This is a genomic window from Halomonas sp., assembly GCF_034520545.1.
In the GTDB taxonomy this organism is placed as follows: Bacteria; Pseudomonadota; Gammaproteobacteria; order Pseudomonadales; family Halomonadaceae; genus Halomonas.
Window position 1 is genome coordinate 110,491 of record NZ_JAXHNN010000002.1, and the last position, 25,966, is coordinate 136,456.

Annotated in this window: 24 protein-coding genes; 3 read left to right on the forward strand and 21 right to left on the reverse strand. The window is 65.4% G+C overall.

What is annotated here, in order from left to right:
* Window positions 1-209: 209 nt before the first annotated feature.
* Entirely contained in the window at window positions 210-1,217 is a 1,008-nt protein-coding gene (gene cra, locus U5L98_RS00525; protein WP_322556398.1) for a catabolite repressor/activator, read from the forward strand.
* Between the two features lie 4 nt (window positions 1,218-1,221).
* Here cra and U5L98_RS00530 read toward each other — a convergent pair whose 3' ends face one another.
* The 6 genes from U5L98_RS00530 to U5L98_RS00555 form a co-directional block, all read right to left on the reverse strand.
* A complete protein-coding gene (locus tag U5L98_RS00530; protein WP_322556399.1) occupies window positions 1,222-3,390 on the reverse strand; it encodes an ATP-binding protein in 2,169 nt (722 codons plus the stop codon).
* A gap of 24 nt (window positions 3,391-3,414) precedes the next feature.
* A complete protein-coding gene (locus U5L98_RS00535; protein WP_322556400.1) occupies window positions 3,415-3,933 on the reverse strand; it encodes a molybdopterin-dependent oxidoreductase in 519 nt (172 codons plus the stop codon).
* 137 nt (window positions 3,934-4,070) lie between these two features.
* A complete protein-coding gene (locus U5L98_RS00540; RefSeq protein WP_322556401.1) occupies window positions 4,071-4,898 on the reverse strand; it encodes a DUF2189 domain-containing protein in 828 nt (275 codons plus the stop codon).
* Window positions 4,899-5,219: 321 nt separating this feature from the next.
* Window positions 5,220-5,648: a universal stress protein gene (locus tag U5L98_RS00545; protein ID WP_322556402.1), complete on the reverse strand. Its 429-nt coding sequence runs from the start codon at window positions 5,646-5,648 to the stop codon at window positions 5,220-5,222.
* Window positions 5,649-5,659: 11 nt separating this feature from the next.
* On the reverse strand, window positions 5,660-8,254 hold the full coding sequence (locus U5L98_RS00550; protein WP_322556403.1) for a TRAP transporter permease: 2,595 nt from the start codon (window positions 8,252-8,254) through the stop codon (window positions 5,660-5,662).
* A 135-nt stretch (window positions 8,255-8,389) separates the two neighbouring features.
* Entirely contained in the window at window positions 8,390-9,370 is a 981-nt protein-coding gene (locus tag U5L98_RS00555; protein WP_322556404.1) for a TAXI family TRAP transporter solute-binding subunit, read from the reverse strand.
* A gap of 287 nt (window positions 9,371-9,657) precedes the next feature.
* Between U5L98_RS00555 and U5L98_RS00560 the strand changes: the two genes are divergently transcribed.
* The gene (locus tag U5L98_RS00560) at window positions 9,658-10,482 is read left to right on the forward strand and encodes a carbon-nitrogen hydrolase family protein (RefSeq protein ID WP_322556405.1); all 825 of its coding nucleotides are present in this window, start codon (window positions 9,658-9,660) and stop codon (window positions 10,480-10,482) included.
* A 29-nt stretch (window positions 10,483-10,511) separates the two neighbouring features.
* Entirely contained in the window at window positions 10,512-11,036 is a 525-nt protein-coding gene (locus tag U5L98_RS00565; protein ID WP_322556406.1) for a macro domain-containing protein, read from the forward strand.
* 51 nt (window positions 11,037-11,087) lie between these two features.
* On the opposite strand, the gene U5L98_RS00570 is transcribed toward U5L98_RS00565, so the two are convergent.
* From U5L98_RS00570 to puuE, 15 genes are all read right to left on the reverse strand, one after another.
* Window positions 11,088-12,395, reverse strand: coding sequence for a TRAP transporter large permease (locus U5L98_RS00570; RefSeq protein WP_322556407.1), 1,308 nt, complete (start codon window positions 12,393-12,395; stop codon window positions 11,088-11,090).
* Window positions 12,385-12,861 carry a TRAP transporter small permease gene (locus U5L98_RS00575; protein WP_322556408.1) on the reverse strand — a complete coding sequence of 159 codons (477 nt, stop codon included), beginning with the start codon at window positions 12,859-12,861 and terminating at the stop codon, window positions 12,385-12,387. The genes U5L98_RS00570 and U5L98_RS00575 overlap by 11 nt, the downstream gene beginning before the upstream one ends.
* A gap of 75 nt (window positions 12,862-12,936) precedes the next feature.
* On the reverse strand, window positions 12,937-13,947 hold the full coding sequence (locus U5L98_RS00580) for a DctP family TRAP transporter solute-binding subunit (RefSeq protein ID WP_322556409.1): 1,011 nt from the start codon (window positions 13,945-13,947) through the stop codon (window positions 12,937-12,939).
* A 113-nt stretch (window positions 13,948-14,060) separates the two neighbouring features.
* Entirely contained in the window at window positions 14,061-14,594 is a 534-nt protein-coding gene (locus tag U5L98_RS00585; protein ID WP_322556410.1) for a DUF192 domain-containing protein, read from the reverse strand.
* A gap of 46 nt (window positions 14,595-14,640) precedes the next feature.
* Window positions 14,641-15,753: an ABC transporter ATP-binding protein gene (locus U5L98_RS00590; protein ID WP_322556411.1), complete on the reverse strand. Its 1,113-nt coding sequence runs from the start codon at window positions 15,751-15,753 to the stop codon at window positions 14,641-14,643.
* Complete coding sequence (gene modB / locus U5L98_RS00595) at window positions 15,746-16,414, reverse strand: molybdate ABC transporter permease subunit (RefSeq protein WP_322556412.1); 669 nt, start codon at window positions 16,412-16,414, stop codon at window positions 15,746-15,748. Before modB ends, U5L98_RS00590 begins: the two co-directional genes overlap by 8 nt.
* Window positions 16,414-17,214 (reverse strand): molybdate ABC transporter substrate-binding protein, encoded by an 801-nt coding sequence (gene modA / locus U5L98_RS00600; RefSeq protein ID WP_322556413.1) that lies wholly within the window; start codon window positions 17,212-17,214, stop codon window positions 16,414-16,416. The genes modB and modA overlap by 1 nt, the downstream gene beginning before the upstream one ends.
* A 99-nt stretch (window positions 17,215-17,313) precedes the next feature.
* Window positions 17,314-18,042 carry a GntR family transcriptional regulator gene (locus U5L98_RS00605; RefSeq protein WP_322556414.1) on the reverse strand — a complete coding sequence of 243 codons (729 nt, stop codon included), beginning with the start codon at window positions 18,040-18,042 and terminating at the stop codon, window positions 17,314-17,316.
* A 195-nt stretch (window positions 18,043-18,237) separates the two neighbouring features.
* Entirely contained in the window at window positions 18,238-19,563 is a 1,326-nt protein-coding gene (locus tag U5L98_RS00610; RefSeq protein WP_322556415.1) for a glycerate kinase, read from the reverse strand.
* Between the two features lie 170 nt (window positions 19,564-19,733).
* Window positions 19,734-20,621, reverse strand: a complete 888-nt coding sequence (locus U5L98_RS00615) for a 2-hydroxy-3-oxopropionate reductase (protein WP_322556416.1) — start codon at window positions 20,619-20,621, stop codon at window positions 19,734-19,736.
* A 95-nt stretch (window positions 20,622-20,716) separates the two neighbouring features.
* The gene (hyi, locus tag U5L98_RS00620) at window positions 20,717-21,496 is read right to left on the reverse strand and encodes a hydroxypyruvate isomerase (protein WP_322556417.1); all 780 of its coding nucleotides are present in this window, start codon (window positions 21,494-21,496) and stop codon (window positions 20,717-20,719) included.
* Window positions 21,497-21,599: 103 nt separating this feature from the next.
* Window positions 21,600-23,375, reverse strand: a complete 1,776-nt coding sequence (gcl, locus tag U5L98_RS00625) for a glyoxylate carboligase (RefSeq protein WP_322556418.1) — start codon at window positions 23,373-23,375, stop codon at window positions 21,600-21,602.
* A 186-nt stretch (window positions 23,376-23,561) separates the two neighbouring features.
* A complete protein-coding gene (locus U5L98_RS00630; protein WP_322556419.1) occupies window positions 23,562-24,047 on the reverse strand; it encodes an ureidoglycolate lyase in 486 nt (161 codons plus the stop codon).
* 9 nt (window positions 24,048-24,056) lie between these two features.
* Window positions 24,057-24,890 carry a bifunctional allantoicase/(S)-ureidoglycine aminohydrolase gene (locus tag U5L98_RS00635; protein ID WP_322556420.1) on the reverse strand — a complete coding sequence of 278 codons (834 nt, stop codon included), beginning with the start codon at window positions 24,888-24,890 and terminating at the stop codon, window positions 24,057-24,059.
* 125 nt (window positions 24,891-25,015) lie between these two features.
* The gene (puuE, locus tag U5L98_RS00640) at window positions 25,016-25,954 is read right to left on the reverse strand and encodes an allantoinase PuuE (protein WP_322556421.1); all 939 of its coding nucleotides are present in this window, start codon (window positions 25,952-25,954) and stop codon (window positions 25,016-25,018) included.
* Between the last annotated feature and the right edge of the window lie 12 nt (window positions 25,955-25,966).

Consider the following 25,966-nt stretch of genomic DNA (forward strand, 5'->3'; position numbering starts at 1 on the left):
CTGTTCGCTCGGGTGACGGGCGGTGGTCGCCTCTCGCTCAGCCGTCTCGAAAGATCGCTGCATTCGCTGGCTGAATCGTGTCACCTGTGATGCCATTCATGCTGAATCGATTCATACTGGTTGACAAGGCCGAAACACTACGACTTTGGCAGGGGGTGAAGGTCTCGACCCATGGCGTAGAATTCCCGCAACCCTTACCGAGGACACTCATGACACTCGCCGAAATCGCTCGCCTTGCCGGAGTCTCTCGTACCACGGCCAGCTATGTCGTCAACGGCCAGGCCCGGGAGCGGCGCATCAGCCAGGAGACCATCGAGCGGGTGATGGCCGTGGTCCACCAGCATGACTACCGGGTCGACGCCCAGGCCGCCGCGCTGCGACGAGGGGCGAGCCGCCTTCTGGGGCTGATAATCCCCGACCTGGAGAACGTCAGCTATGCGCGCCTGGCCAAGCGGCTCGAACGCGGTGCCCGTGAGGCGGGCTACCGGCTGCTGATCGTCGGCTCCGACGACGACCCCGAGAGCGAACGCGAGCTGGCCCAGGCTCTGCGTGCCCAGCGCTGCGAGGTGCTGATTACCGCCAGCTGCCTGCCCATGGAGGACACCTTCTATGGCGAACTGATGGCGACCGGCCTGCCGGTGGTGGCCGTCGACCGTGGCCTCGATCCGCGCCACTTTGCCAGCGTGGTCAGCAACGACCGCGAGGCCGCCGAACGGCTGACCCGCTCGGTGCTCGATGACGGGGTGACGCGCATCGCCTGGCTGGATGCGGTCCCGGCCCTATCGATCAGCCGGGAGCGTCGCGCCGGTTTCCAGCAGGCACTATCCGACCATCCGCCGCCGGAGGTGATCACCTGCGGCGCCCGGCGCTACGACCGCGTCGAGGGGGCGCGGCTGATGCGCGAGCTGCTGGATGGCCATGGCATGCCCGACGCCCTGGTCACCGCCTCCTACACCCTGTTCGACGGCGTCCTCGACGTGCTGCTGGAGGAAGGCGGCCTGCCCCCGGCGTTGCGCCTAGCCACCTTCGGTGACAGCCGCCTGCTGGACTTCCTGCCTCTGCCGGTCAACTCCGCGGTCCAGGACCATGACCGCATCGCCACGCTGACCCTGGCGTGTGCCCTCGCCGCCGCACGTGGCGAATACCGGCCAGGCCTGCAGGTGGTCCAGCGCCACCTGCGCTGGCGCCTTCCCGGACGCACCACCCCACACGCCTGAAGGCTCATTCGCGAGGCCTCCAGGCCTCGAGCGCTGTCAGTGTCAGGTCCAGGCAGCGATGAAGGTCGCTCAGGGCAACGGCGGCCTCGTCCAGGCGCTCCTCTCTGCCCAGGCGCTCCAGCCGCGTGGCAAGCCCGGCCACCTTCACCGCCCCCAGGCTCGACGACTCCCCCTTGAGCTGGTGGGCGAGATACTCGATCCGGGAAGAGACCCCCTCCGCCACAGCCTGCTCCAGGCCGGCCAGATGCTCCAGCGCCTGTTGCCTGAACAGAGTGATCAGGGCGGCCAGTCCCTGGTCGCCCAGGCTCTCTCCCAGTGCCGAGAGGGTGGCGGGCTCCAGCGGCTGGTTTGCAGGAGCCCTCCCCGCCGTGATGGCAGGTGTGGTTTCCACATGGAGCAGGTGACGCTGCAGCGCCGACACAAGTGCATCCTGGAACAGCGGCTTTGTGAGGTAGCCATTCATGCCGGCCGCCAGGCAGCGGGCCCGGTCGCCGCCCGGCCCACCGGCGGTCATGGCCACCACCGGCACCCTTGCCGACCAGCCCCCGCGAGCACGTAATCGGCGGGTCGCCTCCAGCCCATCCGTGCCGGGCAATTGCACATCCATGAATATCAGGTCGAAGCGTTTCCGGGTCACCTCGTAGAGCGCCGCGTCCGCCGACTCCGCCACGCTGACCCGGCAGCCCAGGCGCTCGAGCATGGCACGGGCAACCTGCTGATTGACCGGGTTGTCCTCGACCACCAGCAGTTGAGCATCGGCCACACGCCGCTCGGGAGCGGCCACCACTGCCTCATCCGCGTTTTCATCGGGGTCGGCCGCGGGCAGCGGCAACACGAACCAGAAACGGCTACCCTGGCCCACCTCGCTCTCCAGCCCGATACGTCCCCCCTGTGCCTCCACCAGTCGCTTGCTGATGGCCAGCCCCAGGCCGGTACCGCCGAAGCGTCGGGCGGTGGAGGGGTCGCCCTGCTGGAAGGGCTCAAATAGCTGGGTCTGACGGCCGGGGACGATCCCGCCCCCCGTATCGATGACCTCGAACAGTACTTGGTCGTCTCCTACATCACGCACCCGAAGGCGAACCTCGCCCTGCTCGGTGAACTTGATGGCATTGGAGAGCAGGTTGAGCAGCACCTGGCGCAGCCGGCCGGCATCTCCCACGAGATACGGCGACAGGCGGGGGTCCAGCTCGTAGGTCAGGCGAAGGCCGCGGACCTCGGCCCGGGGGGCGAACAGCGAGATTGCGCCCTCGACCAGTTCGCCGAGGGCGAAGGGGCGTGCCTCAAGCTCCAGGCGCTGGGCCTCGATCTTGGAGAAATCCAGGATGTCGTTGATCAGCTCGAGCAGCAGCCGGGCACTGTCATGGATGGTGTCGGCATAGTGGCGCGCCCGATCGGGAAGCGGTTGGCTCTGCAACAGGTCACTCATCCCGATGACGCCGTTGAGCGGGGTACGGATCTCGTGGCTGACCGTGGCCAGAAATTCCGACTTGGCAAGGCTGGCGGACTCGGCCTGTCGGGCTGTGACCTCCAGCTCGCGGCTCAGCGTCTCCAGGTCCCGCCGCGCAGCGGCATTATCGCGGGCCTCGCGAAACAGGAAGGCGACCACCAGCGAGGCCGCCAGGCTCATGGCCAGGATCAGCAGCAGCAGCACGCCGTAGAGGGTCTGCAGCTGCTCCCGTTCCCGTGTGGTGGTCTCGGCCAGGTGGCCATTGATGGCAATGATCAGCCTTTCGGTCACCCTGCCCAGGGAATCCAGTCGCTGGGACAGGTCGGCTCGAGCGTCATCATCGAGGCGCTCTAGGCCGCTTATCTGCTCATCCAGGACCTGCAGGTGCCGTTCGATCTCCGGGACCAGCTCCTCGGCCACGCGGATATTGGCGAGCAGCTGGGTGATGTCGCCATCCTGCAGCAGGTTAAGACGGCTATAGAGCAGCTCGAAGCGAAGGCGCAGCGTCTTCAGGGGCTCGCGGGATGGATTGGGTCGGGTGAGGAAACTGCGCAGCTGCACGGTGTCTCTGTCGAGCTTGTAGGCATGCCAGACCGCATCCCCCCCGACACTCTCGGCCAGGCTATCCTGGCGCCAGGCCACCAGGCCTACCACCACCAGGGCGGCGGCGAAGAACACCAAAGCGGCAATGGCACCCAGCTTGAGACGCAGGGGATAGCGCAGCAATTCAGGCCTCCGCGCCAAGCGGGCTCAGGGCACTATGATCCGCTCGACGTGCCAAACCGAACGGAAGCGGACAGCCTCGGTGAGCAGTTCGGGATGGTCGTCGAAGGGGTAGAGCACGAACAACGGGCCGTACTCACGGATACTCAGCGGCTCACCGTCGCGGGTCATGGCCAGGATCACGTCGTGGCGGCGGAAATCCGATGCCGGCACCACCGCCTCGTAGTGATTGAGCGAGATAATGCGCACCTGCTCGCTATCATCGGCTCCGACCGTCTCGAGCAGGGCGCGCATCAGTGGACCCTCGTAGCGACCCTTGTCGCGATGCCAGGGCGTATGGGTCTCGATAGTGTGTGCAGACAGGGCCTCGAGCATTCCCCGATCGAATTGCGCCTCGTCGCCTACGTTAGTATGAGCGATGTCGCCGCTCAGGGTCAGGAGCACCCGCTCCGTGGGCGCGGGCAGCGGCGAGGCCAAGGCAATGGAGAGCGGGGGAAGCGTCGAGAGCAGCACGATGAGCAGACGAAGGGCGGTACCAGTCAGCATCGGCGGGTTTCCTGCTAGCGGGAAAGGTGTCCCAAGCGTACGCGATTCGGCGTCGCAGGTCAGGAGAGCGCTCTACAAAAACATCAGGGACCGCCGAGCGCCCCCTGATGTCGCCAATACCGGCCCGGGAGCTTACCTCAGCTCTGGACGTCTTCCGCCGGTTCCATCGGTTCGATGCGGACCAGGTCCTCGTAGGCGTGCCAGCTGGCATGGCCCAGGACCGGCAGGATCAGCGCCAGACCGATGTAGAAGGTCATCACACCGACCAGCACGCAGCCGGTGAGGATTACCGCCCACAGCAGCATCGGGCGAAAGTTATTTGCGACCGAGCGGATGCTGGCCTCGATGCCCTCCATGAAGGTCAGATCCTGATCCATCAAGGTCGGAATGGCCACCACGCTGATGGTGAAGGCGCCAAAGGCCAGGACGGCACCGATTGCGGTACCCACCGCCAGCATCATCAGGCCATCGACGGTGGTCAGCAGCGAGGCATAGAGCGTCTCGGGGCTGGGGGCCTCGAGGCCGAAGAAAAGCGCAAACAGCAGGGTGGCCAGGCGGATCCAGGCGAGGAAGAAGATCATCATCATCACGCCCATCATCGCCAGCTGCCCCGCATGCCCCTTCCAGCCGCCGAAGGCATCACCCAGATTGGGGACGCGGCCCGCCTCGAGAGCACGGCTGATGCCATAAGAGCCCACCGCCACCAGAGGGCCGAGGAACATGAAGCCGGCGACCAGCGGCAACAACCAATGCCAGAGGCCCAGCGTGAATGCGCCGGCGGTGACGGCGATACTCAGCCCCACCCAGAACATGCCGTAGGCCAGACTGACAGCCATGGCCTGGCGAAAATCCTCGAACCCGGCTGCCAGCCACGCTCGCGGCTTGTCCATACCCACCGTACGGATGCTGATTTTGACATTGGGCGCAGCACCCTTGCCATGCTCTCTTGTTGTTGCTGCATTCATGGTCACACCCCTGTTTACCGCTTGTTGAATCCCGGTGCTGCCGGGCCACTTCAAGACTACATCTCGGCACACGGCCGTCATGCGCTCCACTGCTCTTGATACCTGATTAATGTAGCCGACGGCAACTCCTATCGCAGAGTGTCTTGCCTCACAAGATACGATGCAGAATATTCTGGCGGCGCGGGCTTCACCCCAACGCCTTGCCCAGCATCAATAACAGCACGAAGTTGAACCGCAAGCCCAAGCGCGACCGCCTCCATCGAAGGGAGGCGGTCGCGGGGTCCTGTTTATTCAGGATACTACCGAAGACGTTGCTACCACTCAGCGCACGATCATCACCGACATCTTGGTGTGGTGCACTACGTGCTCGGCGTTGGGGCCGAGCACGTAGTCGGTGAACTTGCGCTTGTTGTGGGACGCCATGACGATCAGATCCACCTCGAGCTTCTTCGCCGCCTTGATGATGGCCTCCCAAGGGGAGCCATCGACGATGACGCTCTGGGCCGTGATGTCCTCGGGCACGTGATCGCGAATGAACTCGTGCTGAGCTTCCGAGATCGCCTCATGGGCCTTCTTGGCGAAGTCCTTGGGGAAGTAGGAACCGACCAGCGGCATGCGGTAGTCCGGCAGCACCGTCACCACATGCAGTGAGGCGCCAAAGCTCCGGCATAACGCCAGTGCCGTGGGCAGTGCCTTTTCCCAGGATGCCTCCTCGTTGAGGTCCACCGGCAACATAATCTTCTGGTACATGACGCTCTCCTTCAGGCTGATGCCGTGGCGGCACTGCGGTCACGCCGCCGGCGCTGCATGACTACGATCAAGCCGAACACCAGGAAGGCCGGAATCCACATCAGCTCCTTGGTCCAGCGGTCCACCGGCGCCAACACCTCGATGATCTCCTGCTCGAAGTCGAAGCCCAGATTCGCAGCCTGGCTACCATAGGCCACCATGTCGACCATGGCTCGCTCATCCTCGACGATCAGCTCCAGGCCCAGGTTCTCCAGTCGCTCCTCGCCGGTCTCACCGTCAGGCACCGGCAGGGTCATGTAGGTGGTCATGGGGTCGCCGTAGGCATCGATACCCGCAATCTGCAGGCGCAGGGTGGCGTCTTCATCGGCACCGCCCAAAACCTCGACGAATTGCGCGGGTGGCACAGATTCGTAGGGGTCATGGATCATGTCCATCCAGAACCCGGGCCGGAACAGCGTGAAGGCGATCAGCAGCAGCACGATGGATTCATACCAGCGGTTGCGGGCGATCATGAAGCCTTGGGTCGCCGCGGCGAAGATCAACATGGCGATGGTCGATACCACGAAGATCACGATGCCCTGCAGGAAGGAGACACCGATCAGCAGCAGGTCGGTGTTGAAGATGAACAGGAACGGCAGTGCCGCCGTGCGCAGGCTGTAATAGAAGGCCTGGAAACCGGTGCGAATCGGGTCACCACCCGAGACTGCCGCAGCAGCGAAGGAGGCCAGCCCCACCGGCGGCGTCACATCCGCCATGATGCCGAAGTAGAAGACGAAGAGGTGAACCGCGATCAACGGCACCAGCAGGCCGTTCTCTGCCCCCAGGTTGACGATGACCGGCGCCAGCAGCGCCGAGACCACGATGTAGTTGGCCGTGGTCGGCAGCCCCATGCCGAGGATCAGGCTGAGCACCGCGGTGAGCAGCAGGATCAGCATCAGGTTGCCCATGGCGAGGGTTTCCACCACCTCAGCCAATACTAGCCCCACACCGGTCTGCGACACGGCTCCGACGATGATGCCGGCGGTGGCCGTGGCGATGCCGATACCGATCATGTTGCGGGCACCGGTGACCAGGCCGTTCCACAGATCCATGACGCCTTCGCGAAGATCCGTGGCCATATCGCTGCGGTTGCGGAAGATCGAGGTGATGGGACGCTGAGTGAGGATAATGAAGACCATGAACACCGTGGCCCAAAAGGCCGACAGTCCCGGCGAAAGGCGCTCCACCATCAGGCACCAGATCAGGACGATCACCGGCAGGATGTACTGCAGCCCGACCAGAACCGTGGGTTTGGTCTGCGGCAGCTTATAGATGGGAGTATCCGGATCGTCGAGCTCCAACTCGGGAAAACCCGCTGCCAGCTTGAGCAGTGCGACATAAACCACCGTCAGCGCGACCGCGATGACCCAGGGCGTGGCATCGCCCAGCACCGGCTTGAGCCAACCCAGACCGTAGTAGACCGCCAGGGCGGTAATCATCATCAGCAGCAGACCGCCGAGGAAACCGATAACCTTGCGCACCAGGGGCTTGGGCGGGTTGCTACTCTCCAGCCCTTGTAGATTAGCCTTGAGGGCCTCCAGGTGGACGATATAGACCAGGGCGATGTAGGAAATCAGCGCCGGAAGGAAGGCGTGCTTGATCACCTCCACGTAGGAGATGCCCACATACTCGACCATCAGGAAGGCCGCAGCGCCCATGACCGGCGGCATGATCTGGCCGTTGACCGAGGACGACACCTCGACCGCGCCGGCCTTCTCGGCGGAGAAGCCGACCCGTTTCATCATCGGCACGGTGAAGGTGCCGGTGGTCACCACGTTGGCGATGGAGGAGCCGGAGATAAGGCCGGTCATGCCCGAGGCCACCACGGCGGCCTTGGCCGGCCCGCCCTTATAGTGGCCCAGCAGCGAGAAGGCGACCTTGATGAAGTAGTTACCGGCGCCGGCCTTGTCGAGCAGGGCGCCGAACAGCACGAACAGGAAGACGAAGCTCGTCGAGACCCCCAGCGCAATGCCGAAGACCCCCTGGGTCGTCAACCACTGGTGGTTGATCAGCCCGTAGAGGCTGACCCCGCCATGCGAGAGGATACCGGGCATCCAGGGGCCGGCCAGGCTATAGAGAAGAAATACCGACGCCACGATCATCAGCGGCGGGCCAAGGGCTCGACGGGTAGCCTCGAGGAGCAGCAGGATACCCGCCACCCCGATGATCACGTCCTGCAGTATCGGCGCGCCGGGGCGCTGGGATAGCTGCTCGTAGAACATGAACATGTAGGCGCCGCAGAAGGCCGCTGCCGCCGCCAGGACCCAGTCCTGAATGGGGATGCGGTCTCTAGGCGAGCGCTTGAGGGCCGGATAGGCCATATAGGCCAGGAAGAGTGCAAAGGCCAGGTGGATGGAACGGGATTCGGTGGCGCTGAACACCCCGAAACCCAAGATGAAGGGCACCGGGGAAGCGATCCAAAGCTGGAAGAGCGACCACGCTGCCGCGATACTTACCAATAGCTTACCGGGCATGCCGGCCGGCTTGCGGGCCCCCGAGTCGGTCGAGGCGACCATATCCTCTAGATCGACCTCCGATCCCGAGGCCCTCTTGTTATCCTCAGTCATAAGCGTGCCCTGCTCTGTAACGTTTGTCCTGGGATTCCCATTGATGATGCCATCCGGCATCCCAAACAGAATACGCGGCCCCCTCGGGTGACCGCGCATTCTTCACCGAGGTGAAATCACCTCATACAAGCTGCCTTACTCGATCCAGCCCTGCTCGCGATAGTAGCGGGCTGCCCCCTCGTGCAGCGGAGCGGACAGGCCAGAAGTAACCATCTCTTCCTGATTGAGGTTCTCGAAGGCCGGATGCAGGCGCTTGAAGCGATCGAAGTTGTCGAACACTGCCTTGACGGTCTGATAGATGACCTCGTCGTCGGCCTCGGAGGTGGTCACGAAGGTCGCTGCCACACCGAAGGTCTCGACGTCGTCAGGATTGCCCTTGTAGAGGCCACCGGGAATGACTGACTTGGAGTAGTAGGGATACTCCTCGACAATTGCATCGATATCCTCGTCATTCAGCGGAATCAGGCGCGAATCGACCGTCGTGGTGGCTTCCTGGATGGAGCCGTTGGGGTGACCGACCACGTAGACCATGGCGTCGACGTTGTTGTCGGCCAGAGCCGCGGCCTGCTCGGCGGCATCGAGCTGGGAGGCCAGCGCGAAAGTGTCCTTGGTCCAGCCCTTGGCGTCCATCACCACTTCCATGGTGTTGCGCTGGCCGGAACCGGGGTTGCCGATGTTGACGCGCTTGCCTTCCAGGTCATCGAGTTCCTCGATACCGGAATCGGCGCGGGCCAGCAGGGTCAGTGGCTCACCATGAACCCGGAAGACAGCACGCAGCTCCTCGAAGGCATCTCCTTCGAAGTTGCCGGTACCATTGTAGGCCTGGAACTGGACGTCAGACTGGGCGACCCCCATATCCAACTGACCGGACTTGATGCCGTTGATGTTGGCCACCGACCCGCCGGTGGAGGGCGCGTTGCACTTGATGTTGGCGTCTTCCAGACGGTTGACCAGGCGGCAGATCGACTGGCCGACCACGTAGTAGACCCCGGTCTGGCCACCGGTACCGATGGTGATAAATTTCTCTTCATCCTGGGCCATAGCCGGCGACGCGAACATCGCGGCTCCCAGGATCGCGCCGGTGAAGGCAGCAGCAGAGAATGCATGGCGTTTCATGGACACACCTCTTTATTTTCAACAAACGTGTTGTGCAAACGGGTTCCGTTATGGCAGCCCCGTAACACGACCGCCGGCGGCTTAGCCGCCCCTTCCTACTTTAGCGAAAAAAGCGGTCATGTGATGAGGCCTTTTTCCATATGATGAGTCTAGACCCCTCAGCACGTTGAGTGAGCGTTAATTTTCGCCGGCACTTCTCACGCAGGATGCAGCCTCTGGAGCTATGGCACCCTTCACGACGTCTGTGTGTCTGATTAAAGCGAATGTCACACTTTTCAGGAGCCCGCATGCAGCTACTTGCCGGCCAGATCGCCATCCCCCGCACCCGCAGCCGCGGTGACCAGCTAAGCCACCTGCGCCACCTCACCGAGCGAATGCGAGCGGTCTGCATCGGGGGCACCCCGGACCTGATCGTGCTGCCTGAACTGGCGGCCCAGGAGTATGGGGACGAGGCCTTTGCCTGCCTGGATGCCCTCGACGACGACCTTGCCGGGCCAGTCGTCATGGCCTTCACCGACCTGGCCCGGGAACTCGGTACCACCATCGCCTTCGGCATGGCCCGACGCGCCGCTGGCCGGCGACATATCAGCCAGGTTCTGGTTGGCCCCGATGGCCACCTGGCGGGGGTCTACGACAAGCTGCACTGCGCCCAGTTCGGCGCCTCCGGCGAGGACGCTTACTTCTCGCCGGGCGAGCAGTTGCTGGTCACCGAGATCGCCGGCTGGCGGGTCGGGGTGGTGATTTGCTACGACCTCCGCTTCCCGGAACTGGCCAGGCGTCTGGCCAGGGAAGGCGTCGAGCTTATCCTGCATCCGGTGGCCTTCAGCCGGGACTTCAGCTTCGCCAGTTGGCACGCCTTCGTCACCACCCGCGCCATGGAGAACCAGCTCTACTGGCTGAGCCTCAACCGTGCCGGTGACGACTGGGGCCAGTCGCTGTTCTGCCCGCCGCTGGTGGACGACGACCACCCACCCCTCGCCTTCGGAAACGACGAGCAGTGGCATTGGCTGACCCTGGATAAAGAGACGGTAAGGGAAGCCCGCGTGCGTCTGCCGCTGGCCCAGGATCAGCGCGATGACCTTGAAGTCCTTCCGCTGTGGCGGCCAGACTGATACGTATCAGTCGACAGGAGGGAAGCAAGATGGCCACCATCGAATGCGTTAAGGGGGATATCGCCCAACAAGCCGACATCGACGCCGTCGTCAACGCCGCCAATGCGGAGTTGCGTATCGGCGGCGGCGTGGCCGGCGCGCTGCATCGCGCCGCCGGCCCCGGGCTCGCCGAGGAGTGCCGCCCGCTGGCACCGATTCGGCCCGGCCAGGCGGTGATCTCCGGCGCCCATGAGCTGCCCAATGACCGTGTCATCCACTGCCTTGGGCCGGTCTACGGCATCGACGAGCCCGCCGAGGAGCTGCTGGCCGCCTGCTACCGCAACGCCCTGGAACTGGCCGAGCGCGAGGGCATCCGCTCGATCGCCTTTCCGGCAATATCTGCCGGTGCCTTTGGCTATCCGCCCGACGAGGCCGCTCAGGTCGCCCTTTCCACGGTAATGCAGACACTGCCCGAGTGTCCGAGCATCGAGAAGGTGCGCTTCGTCCTCTTCGATGCCGACAGCCTGGGGCTGCATCAGCGCACCCTGGAATCCCTGGAAAAGAGCCAGGAGTGAGCGTTCGAGGTGAAGGGGGATAGACGAACGGGGTAGGGCCCTACGGGAGCCTTACCCCAGGTTGTAGCCCAGCACTCGAGGCAGCCAGAGGGCGATCTCGGGGAACACGGCGACCAGCACCAGGGCGCTCGCCATGGCCACCACGAAAAGCAGCGCCCAGCCCATAGTCTGCTCCAGGCGGACCTTCGCCACTTCCGTGGTCACCATCAGGTTCACCGCGACAGGCGGGGTGAACTGGCCGATGGCGATGTTCATCGCCAGCAGGATGCCGAACCACACCGGGTTCCAGCCGAAATGCTGCATTACCGGGATCAGGATCGGCATCATGATCAGGTAGATGGAGATGGCATCCAGCAGCATGCCGGCCACCAGCACCGCCAGCATGATCAGCACCAGCAGGAGTGGGCCGCTGTCCGAGAGCCCGATGATCCACTCCGCCAGGTGACGAAAGGTGCCGAGCATGGTGCCGGCCCAGGCGAAGATGCCGGCCAGGGCGATGATCAGCATCACCACGCCCGAGATTACCGCCGCCTCGCCGAGCAGCCCCCAGAGGTCCCGCCAGCTCATTTCCCGCGTCAGGAAGAGGCCGACCAGGGCGCCGTAGGCGACCGCCACCACGGCCGCCTCGGTGGGCGTGAAGAATCCGCTGCGCAGCCCGCCAAGGATCAGCACCGGGGCGAACAGCGCCGGTAGCGCCTGCCGGAAGCTCTCGCCTACCCGCGGAAGCTCGGCCCCGTCCACGGGCGTGCTGCCCTCCCAGCCATAGCGACGGGAGACCAGCAACGCCGGCCCCAGCAGCGCCAGCCCGGCAAGGATGCCCGGGAATAGCCCCGCCGCGAACAGCGCGCGAAGATCGACCCCCGGCACCACGATGGAGTAGAGGATCAACGCCACCGAAGGCGGGATCAGGATCGCCGTGGAAGCCGAGGCGGCGATCAGGGTGGCCGAGAAGGGCCGGGGATAGCCGGCCTTCGTCATGCTCGGCAGCATCACCATGGCCACCGCGGCGGCATCCGCCGGGCCCGAACCGCTCATACCGCCCATGATCATGCAGACCAGCACCGCCACCAGGGCTAGGCCGCCGTGGCGCGGCCCGATCAACGCCTGGGCGAATCGCACCAGCCGCGCCGCCACGCCGGCTCGCTCAAAGATCAGGCCGGTGAGAATGAACAGCGGGATGGCGATCAGCGGGTACTTGGCGATGCTGTTGTAGGTGTTGGTGCCAAGTGTCGCCAGCATGGTCGGCGACAGCCCGGCCAGTATCCCCGCGGCACCAGCCAGGCCAAGCGAGAAGGCCACCGGCACCCCGGCGATCAGCAGCCCGGCGAAGGCCAGGATCATCCAGAGATCAGGACTCATCCTCGAGCCTCCCGCGCAGGCGATCGCGGGTCTGCTGTATCTGGCGCAACAGCATCAGCCCCGAGAGCAGCGGCAACCAGCCGAGGTACCACCACTGCGGCAGCCCCAGCCCCGGGGAGAGAGAGCCCCACTGGAACTCCTGCCAGGTCATCCTGGCCCCGTACCAGGTGATCAGCCCCAGCACCACGAGCCCGCAGCCCCCCTGGAAGAGGATCAATGCCTTGCGCGCGGTTCCAGGCAGGGCGCGCTCCAGCAGCCCGATGCGAATATGGCCGTTGCGGCGCAGCGCCACGGAGGCGCCGGCGAAGGTCAGCACCACCAGCAGGAATACCGAGAACTCCTCGGTGAAGGCGAAGGAGGCATCGGTGATATAGCGCACCAGCACATTGGCCAGGCTGATCAGGCCGATGATCAGGATCGCCAGGGTCGCCAAGAGGCGCTCGAGTCTTGCATCGGGACGTTTCATGGGCGGCGCGGCGTCATGGGATTCAAGACGCCATCGGCCCCGCGGAGGGGCCGATGGCACGGGCGCTGCGGGAGATCACTCGCCCTGCATGTCGGCGCGGGCTGCCTCGACGATCTCGCTGCCGATGCGCGGCACCCATTCGTCGTGGACGTCCTCGGTGGCTTCGACGAAGGCCTGGTGCTGCGCCTCGTCAAGCTCGGTGACCGTGACACCGCGCTCCTTGATCGCCGCCAGGCGCTCGGGCTCCTCATCGCGGGTCATCTCGATTTCCCAGGCACCGGCTTCCTCGGCGGCTTCCCGCAGCAGAGTACGCTCCTCTTCGGAGAGAGAATCCCAGACCTGCCGGTTCACCGCGAACACCAGCGGGTCGTTCATGTAGTTCCAAAGGGTCAGGTATTCCTGTCCCACCTGGTCGATGCGTGCCACGTCGAATACCGAGAGCGGATTCTCCTGGCCATCCACCGCCCCGGTGGTCAGTGCCGGCTTGGCGTCGGCCCAGCTCATCTGAGTGGGATTGGCACCCAGGGCCGAGAAGGTATCCTGGAACAGTGGCGAGCCCACCACGCGAATCTTCAGGCCGTCGAGATCTTCCGGCTCGTCGATGGGCCCACGTGAGTTGGAGAGCTGCCGGAAACCGTTCTCGCCCCAGGCCAGGGGCATCACGCCGCGGGACTCGATGGCGTCGAAGACCATCTCTCCGGCCGCGCCGCCGGTCACCGCATCCACGGCGTCCAGGTCGGCCATGAAGAAGGGCAGCGAGAAGAGGTTGAGCTCCGGCACCTGAGGCGACCAGTTGATGGTCGAGCCCACGGCGGCATCGATCAGTCCCGAGCGCATGGCCGAGAATTCCCGCGTCTGATCACCGTTGACCAGCTGGGAATTGGGGTAGACCCGCAGGGTCAGCTCGCCGTCGGAACGCTCGGCGACCAGCTCGGCCCACTTCTCGGCGGCCTGGCCCCAGGGGAAGGCGTCGGAGAGTACGGTGGAAACGGATAGCTCGCGGGCCTGTGCGGACAGCGAGAGAGAGATGGCGGCGGCGCCAGCCAGGGCGGCGGCCAGCCGGGTCAGATGACGAGACGGTTTCATGGCGTGTCCTCGCAAGATTGGCCCGGCCTGAGGGGACGAGCTCTGTGATGATGCGTGTCTCCCATATTACGGACTCTGGAGCGTTGAACAAAAAACCGCCGCATTCTGCGACATCAATTATCGCGACCGGCACCAGGAGCACAGAGCCCGCCGTCACCCGGCCAGCTCATACAGTCGCCCGCTGCCACCCCCATCGCCTCGAAGCCGCCGGCATTGACCTCCAGGGCCGCACGGTAGGGCACCGAGGGGCGCGTCACCGGGCACTCCCCCGCCTGGGCGGCCGTGCATGGGGTCATGCGATGGATCTCGGCAATGCGACCCGCCTCGTCGATGAAAGCAATATCCAGCGGGATTCGCGTGCGATACATCCAGAAGCCGTTGCGCGAGGACTGGGGACGGTCGTAGAGGAACAGCATACCGCCCTGCTCCGCCAGGTGATCACGCTCCATCAGGCCTCGGCTTCGCTCGGGAGTGGTGCGGGCCGCCTCCACCTCGAGCCGTTGGGGACCCTGCTCAGCGTGGATCACCAGGGGTACGGTCTCGAGCCTCTGCGGCCGAGAATCGGCGGCAGACAGGACAGGCGGTAACAGGGAGGCGGCGGGTAGCAGGGCCAGGCCCAGCAACAGCTGGCGTCGGGTGGTGTTCATGGCGGTTTCCTCAGCTATCGGACATTTCAAAATAGGGAACACGGGCTCAGGGCATCAGGTGGATCCCGGCGGCCAGCAGCGAGACCCCCACCGCCTCGCCGCGGGCCAGGCCATTGCGGCGCGCGGCATGGGTGGAAAGCTCGAATCGCAGGGTATCGTCGCAGTGATCGAAGGCCAGTGCCACGGAGGTGATTCCGCCCAGCACCGCCATCTCCACCACTCTGCCTTCGACCGGGTTCTCGTGCTCTCCCCGCGAAGGGCGGCCGCGACGATGGAGAACCACGTCAGAGGGAGGCAGGTACCAGCTGACTCGCTGGCCGGGCCTCAGTGCCGCCAGGCCCTCCGCCACCTCCAGGCGCCAGGGCCCCCATTGCAGACGGCGCCCCTTCTCGTCGGCTACCACCGTGCCGGTGAAGACGTTGTGCCGGTCGAGCAACCGCGCCACCTCGGGGCTGACCGGCCGGCGGAAGAGCTGCTCGGCCGGTGCCTGTTGCAGGCTGCGGCCGGCGTGCAGCACACAGAGACGATCAGCCAGGGCGGCCGCCTCGTCGAGGTCGTGGGTGACCAGCACGATGGGGATCCGGATCTCCTCGCGCAGCAGGGCGAGTTCGCGTTGAAGTCGCCGCCGGGTGACCTGGTCCACCGCCGAGAAGGGTTCGTCGAGCAGCAGCACCCGCGGGCTCCTGGCCAGTGCCCGGGCCAGGGCGACCCGCTGGCGCTGGCCGCCGGAGAGCTCGGACGGCAGCCGGTCGGCAAGGCCCTCCAGGCGCACTCGTACCAGCCACTGCTCGGCGGCCTGCCCGCGCTCGGCGGCGGGCAGATGATCCAAGGCCACCATGACGTTGGCGTGCGCATCCAGGTGCGGGAAGAGCGCATAGTCCTGGAACACCAGCCCCACGCGACGCTGCTGGGGACGCAGCGAGCGCCTAGCCTCGGCATCGAACCAGGTCTCGCCGGCACAGCGGATCACGCCCTGCGCCGGTCGGTAGAGCCCGGCGATGGCCCGCAGCAGGGTGGTCTTGCCGCTCCCAGAGGGACCCACCAGGGCCAGCAGCTCGCCGGCGTCGCAGTGGAAGTCGGCGTCCAGGGGGATCGGTCCGGCCTGATGCAGCTGCACCGTCAGGCGGGCCTGGCTCGCGGGCAGATCCGGCTCAGCCACGGCGCCACCTCCGGCGTCCTGCCAGGCCGTAGACCACCCCGATGGTCAGGAAGGAGATCAGCAGCAGCATGGCCGACATGATGGCGGCCCCGGACTCGTCGAAGGCCTGCACCCGGTCGTAGATGGCGACGGCCAGGGTGCGCGTCTCGCCGTCGATCGCCCCGCCAACCATCAGGATCACCCCGAACTCGCCGAGGGTATGGGCGAAGGTCAGCGCCAGGGCCGAGATCAGACCCGGCCACACCAGCGGCAGCTCGATACGCCACAGCGTGCGGGCGGGAGAGAGGCCGCTGCACCAGGCGGCTTCGCGCAGATTGGGAGGAATCGTCTCGAAGGCGCGCTGGATCGGCTGTACGGCGAAGGGCAGGTTGGCCACCAGCGAGGCGATCAGGATCCCGGTGAAGGTGAAATTGAGCCCGCTACCGGTCAGCGACTGCCAGGCACCGCCAAAGGGAGCCTCGACGCCGAAGGCCTGCATCAGGTAGAAGCCCAGCACCGTCGGCGGCATCACCAGGGGCAGCGCCACCAGCGCCTCGCACAGCGGCTTGCCGCGAAAGCGTGAAAGCGCCAGGGTACGCCCCAGCCAGAGCCCCAGCGGCAGCAGCAGCAGGCAGGTCAGCGCCGCCAGGCGCAGAGAGACCGAAAGGGCCGTCCAGTCCATCAGCGGGAATTAGCTTCGTTCGGCACCCGAAAGCCGTACATTGCCAGGATCTCCCGGGCCATCGGCTGCTGAAGCCATGCATAGAAATCGCGAGCGGTCTCGCCGGCCCCCTCGATCAGCGCCATGCGCTGCATCAGGGGGGCATGCCATTCCTCCGGGATCAGCACGTGCTCGCTACGCTCGGCCAGTGCCGGCGCTAGCGCCAGTGACCAGGCCACCAGTCCGCCGCGGGCCTCATCTGCCAGAGCAAACTGTGCGGCCTGGGAGACGTTTTCGCCGAGAATGCGCAGCGGGGCCGACCCTTTCCAGAGTCCGGCATGTTCAAGAGCCTGCCGGGCCGCCACGCCGTAGGGGGCATGCTCGGGATTGGCCAGGGCGATGCGCGGCCTGCCCTGCTCGGTCCGATGGGCGTCAATGGCCTCGCGCACGCCAGCCAGCGGGTCGGCTGCGTCGGGCAGGTCGTCGCGGCCGGGACGTTGCAGCCACGCCAGCCGACCCACGGCGTAGACCACGCCCTCGTCCAGGGTTCGCCCTTCTTCATGGAGGGCCAGCACATAGGCTTCATCGGCAGAGAGGTAGAGTTCGAAGGGCGCTCCTTGACCGATCTGGCGACGAAAGTTGCCGGAGGAGCCGAAATTGAGACGCAGCTCTCGTCCGGTTTCGTCCTCGAAGCGCTCAGCGGCCTCGGTCAGGGCAAACTGCAGGTCCGAGGCAGCAGCCACGGTGGGCACCTCGGCCAGGGCCGCGGGGGTCGTCAGGGCGAGCCAGGCGAGCAGGGCTCGGCGCAGAAGAGAGCACATGCGAAATTCCCGAATTGCGACAGGATCGCTGCATTGTTGACCAGGCGTGCGCCGGCGGACAAGACAAGACCGTGGAACCTGCCACAGCCTTGATACGGATCAGGCCTGGTCCCGGGAGCGGCCGAGGATTGCCTTCAGGTCGATGCTGGCCTCACGTGGGCTAAGGTCCAGCAGCGCCTCGAGGCTCTCAAGGTGTTGATGGATGCCCTTTCGGGCCGCCTGGGCATCCCCCTGCTCGAGGGCCGTGAGCAGCGAGGTGTGATCGCCCTGCAGGAAGCAGGACGCCAGGCTCGACCGCTTGTAGAGGGCGATGACGATGGAAGTGCGCAGAATCAGATCGGTGAGCATGGCACCCAGCACGCGATTGGGCGAGAGCTCCGCCAGAAGGTGGTGGATGGCCAGGGAATGCTCGATGCGGGCCGGCTCGTCTTCCCGCCCGTATGCCTCGATCTCGCCTCTGGCCTCCGACGCGAGCCGGTTACGCGAAGCCGCATTGAGGTGGCCGGCCAGCAGCGCCGCTATTTCCCCCTCCACCAGGCGGCGGGCCGCGAAGGTCTCAAGGGTCTCCTCGATGCTCGGCGCGCGGACCCGCGCCACCTGGTTGGGACGCTGGTCCACCACATGCTCGGAGGCCAGCCGGGTCAGGGCCTTGCGCACCACCGAACGACTCACCCCGAAGACTTCGCCGAGGGTCACTTCCGGCAACCGAGTACCGGGCGGCAGGCGCTGCATCAGCACCGCCCGGCGTACCTTGTTGACAATATCCCGGTCGCCAATGCGACTGCCGGCCTTGACATCGGCCAGCACCTCCTCCTGCCATTCGTGCATGAACTGTCCCCTGAGTGTTCCTGCCGCCAGCGTCTCATCCCGCGAGGGGAATGACCACATCAAACAGGTTCATTGTATACAGGACCCATGCCTCAGGCACGGCGCTGTGTCGAGGTCACGTCGAGGATCGCCTCCAGGACCTCACGATCGCCGGCCGGGCCCGGGATGGCGACTACCCTGGGACGACGGACGGGATCATGGGGTCCTCGGCAGTACCAGGATGGCACGAAAATCGTTGACGTTGGTGCGCGTCGGCCCGGTGACGATCAAGTCGTCCAGAGACTGGAAAAACGTATACGCATCATTGCGTGACAGATAGTCAACGGGGTCGAGACCCCGGCTCCGGGCAAGGGCCCAGTCCTCGGGCGAAAACAGCGCCCCGGCATTGTCCTCGGAGCCGTCGATGCCATCGGTGTCAATGGCCAGCGCATGGATGCCCTCGGCTCCGCGCAGAGTCTCGAAGAGACCCAGCAGGTACTCCACATTGCGCCCTCCCCGGCCGTCGCCCTGAACGGTGACGCTGGTCTCGCCGCCCGAGAGCAGCAGCAACGGGGCTCGGCACTCCTCGCGGGCGGTCAGGGCCAGGCACCCCTGGGCGCGCCCCAGCTCTCGGGCCTCGCCTTCCAGGTCATCGCCAAGCAATCGCACCTCGACACCCGCGGCCTCAGCGGCGATGCGAGCCGCCTCGAGAGCGTCACGGGCCCGGGCGAGGATCTCGCTCTCGTCGCGGGCGAAGGCCGGCTCCCCGGGTTGCGGGGCCGAGGTATCGGCCGCCAGGTGACCGCGCACCCCCTCAGACACCGCAATGCCGCGGTGCTCGAGGATCGCCAGAGCATCGTCGGGAGTCGTGGCATCCGGCAGGGTCGGCCCCGAAGCCACCAGCGAAGCTTCGTCACCGGGCACATCCGAGATCAGCCAGGTCAGCACCCGAGCCGGATGAGCGGCCGCGGCCAGGCGCCCGCCCTTGATGGCCGACAGGTGCCGGCGGACGGTGTTGATCTCGCGGATCGGCGCGCCACTTCTCAGCAGCGCCTTGTTGATCGCCTGCTTCTCGGCCAGCGACACGCCGGGCGCCGGCAGTGTCATCAGCGCCGAGCCACCGCCGGAGATCAGGGCGATAACCAGGTCATCCTCGCCCAGGTCCTCGACGGCCTCGAGCATGCGACGGGCGGCCTTTTCACTCAGGTCGTCGGGCATGGGATGGGAGGCCTCGAGAACCTCGACATGGCGACACTCGACGCCCTGCCCTTGTGGACCATGCCCATAGCGGGTCACCACCAGGCCGGACAGCAGCGCTTCGGGTTGGTGCTCCTGCCAGGCACGTTCCAGGGCGGCGGCCATGGCGGCCGCCGCCTTGCCGGCCCCTACCACCACGGTACGGCCAGGCGGTGGTTCCGGGAGCCTGTCGGGCAGAAGTGTATCGGGATGGACGGCCGCGATCGAGGTGTCTGCCAAGTGGCGGAGCCAGGCACGCGGCGTCTCGAACGGGCCATCAGTGACCAACGGACTGGGTGTCTTCATGGGAAGTCTCCTTCACGGAAAAGGCCCGGTGACGGGAAGGTACTTCAGGGGGAACCCACCACCGGGCAAGGATCGCCAGCGGCGATCAGGCAGGCGACGACCCGACGCCTGCCATCAGGGAGCAGTCATCTCCCTGTCGCTCGCCGGCTCATGAGAGCCGGCGGGCAGACTCAAGCCTGGCCTACCTCGTGGTCGGCCAGTGCCTCCAGGGCCCGCAGGATACCAGCATGATCCCAGTCGGCGCCGCCGTGGGCGGTACAGGCCTGGAACAGCTGCTGGGCATTGGCGGTGCCGGGCAGCGCGAGGTTGAGGCTACGCGCGCCCTCCAATGCCAGGTTGAGATCCTTCTGATGCAGGCGGATCTTGAAGCCCGGATCGAAGGTGCGGTTGATCATGCGCTCGCCATGCACGTCGAGGATCTTCGACTGGGCCAGGCCGCCGAGCAAGGACTCGCGGACCTTGGCCACGTCGGCACCCGCACGGGAGGCGAAAAGCAGGCCCTCGGAGACGGCCTCGATGGTCAGGGCCACGACGATCTGGTTGGCCACCTTGCAGGTCTGGCCGGCGCCCTGGTCACCGATGTGAGTGATGGTCTTGCCCATGATCTCGAGCAGCGGCTGGGCGCGCTCGAAGCCTTCCGGGGTGGCGCCGACCATGATGGTCAGGGCGGCATTGATGGCACCGCCCTCGCCGCCGGAGACCGGGGCGTCGACGTACTCACCGCCGGCCTCCTGTATGCGCTTGGCGAACTCCTGGGTGGCCAGCGGGGCGATGGAGCTCATGTCGATCACCAGGGTGCCGGGCTTAAGGCCCTCGATAACGCCGCCCTCGCCGAACAGCACCTGCTCGACATCCGGGGTGTCCGGCACCATGGTGATGATCACCTCGGTGGCCTCGGCGACCGCCTTGGGGTCGGCGAGCTCCTGCATGCCCTTGGAGGCCAGCGTCTCGTCCAGGGTGCCGCGTTTGACCGTCACCAGCTCATGGCCGGCGTCCAGCAGGTGGCCGGCCATGGGGCGGCCCATGATGCCCAGTCCGATAAAGCCGATCTTGCTCATAATTTCTCTCCTGCCATCTCGAAATGTTGCGATGAAGTTCTCCACTGCACGGGGCTTTTCCGGCGACAGGCCTGCGCCCCTCCACAAGCGGCAATTCAGCTATTGGCGCCATCCAGCCAGCCCAGTCCCTCCTTGGTGCCCGCCTTGGGCTTGTACTCGCAGCCGATCCAACCCTGATAGCCCAGGCGGTCGAGGTGCGCGAACAGGAAGGGATAGTTGATCTCGCCGGTGCCCGGCTCGTGGCGGCCCGGGTTGTCGGCCAGCTGCACGTGAGCGATGCGATCCAGGTGCTTCTCGATGGTCGGGGCCAGATCCCCTTCCATGATCTGCATGTGATAGATGTCGTACTGCAGTTTCAGGTTTTCGCTGCCCACCTCGTCGAACAGCGCCAGAGCCTGCTCGGTGCGGTTTAGAAAGAAGCAAGGGATGTCGCGTGTGTTGATCGGCTCGGCGATCAACAGGATGCCCTCGGCCTCGAGCTTCTCGGCGGCGAAGCGCAGGTTCTCTACCAGGATCTTGCGGGCCTCGTCGTCGCTGACGCCCTCCGGCTGGATGCCGGCCAGGCAGTTGACCTGAGTGTTGCCCAGTACCCTGGCGTACTCGATGGCGCGACCGACGCCGGCGCGGAATTCCTCTACGCGGTCCGGATGGCAGGCGATGCCGCGCTCGCCCGCGCCCCAGTCGCCGGCCGGCAGGTTGAACAGCACCTGGGTCAGGCCATTGCCGTCGAGGCGCTTCTTGATCTCGGCGGCCTCGAAATCGTACGGGAAGAGGTACTCCACACCCTTGAAGCCAGCCTTGGCGGCGGCCTCGAAGCGGTCGAGGAAGTCGACCTCGGTGAACAGCATGCTGAGATTGGCGGCAAACTTGGCCATGTGCATCTCCCTGTCTCTTTTCGTGTGTTTCAGTTGTCGTCTCGGAGCGCTCGCCGCCGGTCCCCACCGGCGGCGAGCCGCCTGCCCCTAAGCGAAGGGTGGCTCAGCGCAGCGCGGCGATGGAGCTCGGGGCGTCGGCAGCGTTCTCGGCCAGCGCCTCGAACTCGTTGATACCGCCCAGGTCGGTGCCCATGGAGATGTTGGTCACCTTCTCGAGAATGACCTCGACCACCACCGGCACACGATACTGCTGCATCAGCTCGCGGGCCTCGGCGAAGGCCGGCGCGATCTGATCGGGCTCGGTGACGCGGATCGCCTTGCAGCCTAGCCCCTCGACCACGGAGACGTGATCCACGCCATAGCCGTTGATCTCCGGGCAGTTGATGTTCTCGAAGGCGAGCTGCACCTGGTAGTCCATCTCGAAGCCGCGCTGGGCCTGGCGGATCAGCCCCAGGTAGGAGTTGTTCACCACCACATGGATGTAGGGCAGGTTGAACTGCGCCCCGACCGCCAGCTCCTCGATCATGAACTGGAAATCATAGTCGCCGGAGAGCGCGACGATTTCGGTGTCCGGATCGGCGCGACGCACCCCGAGGGCGGCCGGAATGGTCCAGCCCAGCGGGCCCGCCTGGCCACAGTTGATCCAGTGGCGCGGCTTGTAGACGTGCAGGAACTGGGCGCCGGCGATCTGTGACAGGCCGATGGTGCTGACGTAGCGGGTGTTCTTGCGGAACGCCTTGTTCATCTCTTCGTAGACGCGCTGCGGCTTAACCGGCACGTTGTCGAAGTGGGTCTTGCGCAGCAGGGTGCGCTTGCGCTCCTGGCACTCCTCGGCCCACTGACTGCGCTCCTTGAGCTTGCCCTCGGCCTGCCACTCGCGGGCCACCTCGATGAACAGCTCGAGCGCCGCCTTGGCGTCGGAGACGATGCCGTAGTCAGGGCCGAAGATTCGCCCGATCTGGGTCGGCTCGATGTCCACATGGACGAACTTGCGACCCTCTGTGTAGGTGTCCAGCGCCCCGGTGTGGCGGTTGGCCCAGCGGTTGCCGATCCCCATCACGAAGTCGGACTCGAGCAGGGTCGCGTTACCGTAGCGGTGCGAGGTCTGCAGTCCCACCATGCCGGCCATCAGGTCGTGATCGTCGGGAATCGCCCCCCAACCCATCAGGGTCGGGATGACCGGCACGCCTGTGATCTCGGCGAACTCGGTGAGCAGCTCGCTGGCGTCGGCGTTGATGATGCCGCCCCCGGCCACCAACAGCGGCTTGTCGGCCTCGTTGAGCATGGTCAGCGCCTTCTCGATCTGGACGCGGCTAGCGCTAGGCCGGTAGGCCGGGAGCGGCTCGTAGGTGTCCGGATCGAACTCGATCTCGGTCATCTGCACGTCGATAGGCAGGTCGATCAGCACCGGTCCGGGGCGCGAGCTACGCATGATCTGGAAGGCCTGCTGGAAGGCACGCGGCACCTGAGCCGGCTCCAGTACGGTGATGGCCCACTTGGTGACCGCACCAGCGATAGCCTTGATATCTACCGCCTGGAAGTCCTCCTTCTGCAGCTTGCCGGTAGGTGCCTGACCGGTGATGCACAAGATCGGGATGGAATCGGCGATGGCCGAGTACAGGCCGGTGATCATATCGGTGCCGGCCGGCCCGGAGGTGCCGATGCACACCCCGAGGTTGCCCGGCTGGGCACGAGTGTAGCCCTCAGCCATGTGCGATGCCCCCTCGACGTGACGAGCCAGGACATGGTCGATACCCCCAAGCTTACGCATCGCGGCGTAGAAGGGGTTGATGGCGGCACCGGGCACCCCGAAGGCGACATCGATGCCTTCCTTGCGGAGCACGTGAACGGCGGCTTCAGCGGCAGTCATGCGCGTCATGACCTTTCCTCCTGTGAGGTTTTTATTTTTGGAAAATATTTCTGTATACAAAGACTAGGCATCCCGCCGCAGGGCGTCAATATTTTATGGAAAATGTTTTCATATATTTTAACGCTAAAAAAATACCCAAGCTCCTCAGTGGCTTGGGTATCGTTAACAACAGCACACCCCCTCTGCGGGAACTCCTCAGAAGGTCACGCTAACCGCAAGCGGATGCTCGTCGCAGTTGCTCCCCTCCCCACCGCGATCCACGACCAGAAACTCCCCTTCCCGCTCCAGCACCGACTGGATGGCATGCCAGGTACCGGCACGGTAGTTGACCCCCTGGCGACCGTCGGTAACAAAGGCGCGCACCTCGGCGGAGTCGATCTGCTCCCCTGGCGGCGCTACCACGATCACGAAGCGCTCCTCGTGGAGCGGCATGAAAGCCTGGCTGCCCAGGGGATGACGTTCCAGAAAGTCCAGTTCCAGCGGTATCTCAACCGGCTGGCTGACGAAGATGCTGATCACAGCCCGCGCCTCGTTGCCGAGGGTCTCGACCCTCGCCAGGTCGTGATAGCGCCGGGTGCGACCGGCGTTGATGGGAAACCAGTCTGCCGTTCGGGTATCGATGACGTCGCCGAAGGGGGCGAAGGCCTCGGGCGTCAGCGGCTCGGCTTTCAGTTCTAGCATGTCGACCTCCTAGCGACCACCCAGGCGCAGCTTCGGGTGGCGGTTGACGTCCTTGTAGAGCAGGTAGCGGAACGGCCCTGGGCCGCCGGCGTAGCAAGCCTGGGGACAGAACGCGCGCAGCCACATGAAATCACCGGCCTCGACCTCTACCCAGTTCTGGTTTAGGTGGTAGACCGCCTTGCCCTCGAGCACATAGAGGCCGTGTTCCATGACGTGGGTCTCGTCGAAGGGAATCACCGCACCGGGCTGAAAGGTGACGATGTTGACGTGCATGTCGTGGCGCACGTCGGCCGGGTCGACGAAGCGCGTGGTGGCCCAGCGCCCTTGGGTATCCGGCATCTCGTTGGGCGCGATGTCGTTCTCGTTGACCACGAAGGCCTCGGGCACCTCAATACCTTCGACACGCTCATACGCCTTGCGCACCCAGTGGAAGCGCACCGGGGCATCGGATTCGTTCTTCACCTGCCACCGGCTTCCCGGCGGAATGAAGGCATAGCCGCCTGGAAGCATTTCGTGGCGCTCACCAGCGAGAGTCAGGGTCATCTCGCCCTCGACCACGAAGAGCACGCCCTCAGCCTCGGGGTCGAGCTCGGGGCGCTCGCTGCCGCCACCCGGGGAGACCTCCATGATGTACTGGGAGAAGGTCTCGGCGAAGCCGGAGAGCGGGCGCGCCAGCACCCAGAGCCGGGTGCCCTCCCAGAAGGGTAGGTTGCTGGTGACGATATCGCCGAACACCCCCTTGGGAATGACAGCGTAGGCCTCGGTAAACACCGCTCGATCGGAGAGCAGCTGGGTCTGGGGCGGATGGCCGCCGGCGGGGGCATAGTAGGTGCGTTGGTTCATGGTGTTTCCTGGAAAGACTTGGGACCGAAAGCCGTGCCCATGGCAGACACCGCTCGAGGCTGTTCCGGAAGCGGACGTTCAAGGACTCCCACCAGGATGGCACTCATCCAGGCGAGTCCCGAGACTCAGCGCGCCGACGCCGGGTGGTACTCCGCCCAGTGGCGTGCGATATCCACGCGCCGCGCCACCCACACCCGGTCATGGGCCTCGATATGGTCGAGGAAGCGCTGCAGGGCGCGGAAGCGGCCGGGCCGACCCAGCAGACGACAGTGCATGCCCACCGAGAGCATCTTCGGCGATTCCTCACCCTCCGCATAGAGCACGTCGAAGGCGTCCCGCAGGTAGGTGAAGAAGTGGTCGGCGGTGTTGAATCCCTGAGGGGCGGCGAAGCGCATGTCGTTGCTGTCCAGGGTATAGGGCACGATCAGATGGTCATGCTCACGGCCCTGGCTGTCCGCCTCGCGGGTCCAGAACGGCAGATCGTCGCCGTAGTAGTCGCTGTCATAGAGGAAGCCGCCCTCGTCGAGCACCAGCCTTCGGGTATTGGGGCTATCACGTCCGGTGTACCAGCCCAGCGGCTTCTCCCCAAAGAGGCGCTGAAAGATCGCTATCGCCTTCTGCAGGTGTTCGCGCTCGAGCTCTTCCGGCACCTCCTGGTAGTGGATCCAGCGGTAGCCATGGCAGGCGATCTCGTGTCCTAGTTCCTTGAACGCCTGGGCCACCTCGGGGTGGCGCTCCAGGGCCATGGCCACGCCGAACACGGTGAGCGGCAGGCCACGGCGCTCGAACTCGCGAAGGATGCGCCACACCCCGGCCCGCGACCCGTACTCGTAGATCGATTCCATGCTCAGGTGGCGGTCGGGAAAGGCGGGGGCACCGATGATCTCGGAGAGAAACTGCTCGGAACCCTCATCGCCGTGCAGCACGCAGTTCTCGCCGCCTTCCTCGTAATTGAGCACGAACTGCACGGCGATCCTCGCTCCGCCCGGCCAGTTGGCATGGGGCGGTGTGCGGCCGTAACCGATCAGGTCACGGGGATAATCGATCGTGGGAAAGTGCGTCATGGTGAGTTTCCT

Coding starts and splice junctions, on each gene's coding strand:
- U5L98_RS00610 (WP_322556415.1), bottom strand. CDS start 19,563: ATGAAGACACCCAGTCCGTTGGTCACTGATGGCCCGTTCGAGACGCCG.
- U5L98_RS00560 (WP_322556405.1), top strand. CDS start 9,658: ATGCAGCTACTTGCCGGCCAGATCGCCATCCCCCGCACCCGCAGCCGC.
- U5L98_RS00635 (WP_322556420.1), bottom strand. CDS start 24,890: ATGAACCAACGCACCTACTATGCCCCCGCCGGCGGCCATCCGCCCCAG.
- modA (WP_322556413.1), bottom strand. CDS start 17,214: ATGTGCTCTCTTCTGCGCCGAGCCCTGCTCGCCTGGCTCGCCCTGACG.
- U5L98_RS00540 (WP_322556401.1), bottom strand. CDS start 4,898: ATGAATGCAGCAACAACAAGAGAGCATGGCAAGGGTGCTGCGCCCAAT.
- hyi (WP_322556417.1), bottom strand. CDS start 21,496: ATGGCCAAGTTTGCCGCCAATCTCAGCATGCTGTTCACCGAGGTCGAC.
- U5L98_RS00630 (WP_322556419.1), bottom strand. CDS start 24,047: ATGCTAGAACTGAAAGCCGAGCCGCTGACGCCCGAGGCCTTCGCCCCC.
- U5L98_RS00555 (WP_322556404.1), bottom strand. CDS start 9,370: ATGAAACGCCATGCATTCTCTGCTGCTGCCTTCACCGGCGCGATCCTG.
- U5L98_RS00580 (WP_322556409.1), bottom strand. CDS start 13,947: ATGAAACCGTCTCGTCATCTGACCCGGCTGGCCGCCGCCCTGGCTGGC.
- U5L98_RS00565 (WP_322556406.1), top strand. CDS start 10,512: ATGGCCACCATCGAATGCGTTAAGGGGGATATCGCCCAACAAGCCGAC.
- U5L98_RS00585 (WP_322556410.1), bottom strand. CDS start 14,594: ATGAACACCACCCGACGCCAGCTGTTGCTGGGCCTGGCCCTGCTACCC.
- modB (WP_322556412.1), bottom strand. CDS start 16,414: ATGGACTGGACGGCCCTTTCGGTCTCTCTGCGCCTGGCGGCGCTGACC.
- U5L98_RS00570 (WP_322556407.1), bottom strand. CDS start 12,395: ATGAGTCCTGATCTCTGGATGATCCTGGCCTTCGCCGGGCTGCTGATC.
- cra (WP_322556398.1), top strand. CDS start 210: ATGACACTCGCCGAAATCGCTCGCCTTGCCGGAGTCTCTCGTACCACG.
- U5L98_RS00545 (WP_322556402.1), bottom strand. CDS start 5,648: ATGTACCAGAAGATTATGTTGCCGGTGGACCTCAACGAGGAGGCATCC.
- puuE (WP_322556421.1), bottom strand. CDS start 25,954: ATGACGCACTTTCCCACGATCGATTATCCCCGTGACCTGATCGGTTAC.
- U5L98_RS00535 (WP_322556400.1), bottom strand. CDS start 3,933: ATGCTGACTGGTACCGCCCTTCGTCTGCTCATCGTGCTGCTCTCGACG.
- U5L98_RS00575 (WP_322556408.1), bottom strand. CDS start 12,861: ATGAAACGTCCCGATGCAAGACTCGAGCGCCTCTTGGCGACCCTGGCG.
- U5L98_RS00615 (WP_322556416.1), bottom strand. CDS start 20,621: ATGAGCAAGATCGGCTTTATCGGACTGGGCATCATGGGCCGCCCCATG.
- U5L98_RS00605 (WP_322556414.1), bottom strand. CDS start 18,042: ATGCACGAATGGCAGGAGGAGGTGCTGGCCGATGTCAAGGCCGGCAGT.
- gcl (WP_322556418.1), bottom strand. CDS start 23,375: ATGACGCGCATGACTGCCGCTGAAGCCGCCGTTCACGTGCTCCGCAAG.
- U5L98_RS00550 (WP_322556403.1), bottom strand. CDS start 8,254: ATGACTGAGGATAACAAGAGGGCCTCGGGATCGGAGGTCGATCTAGAG.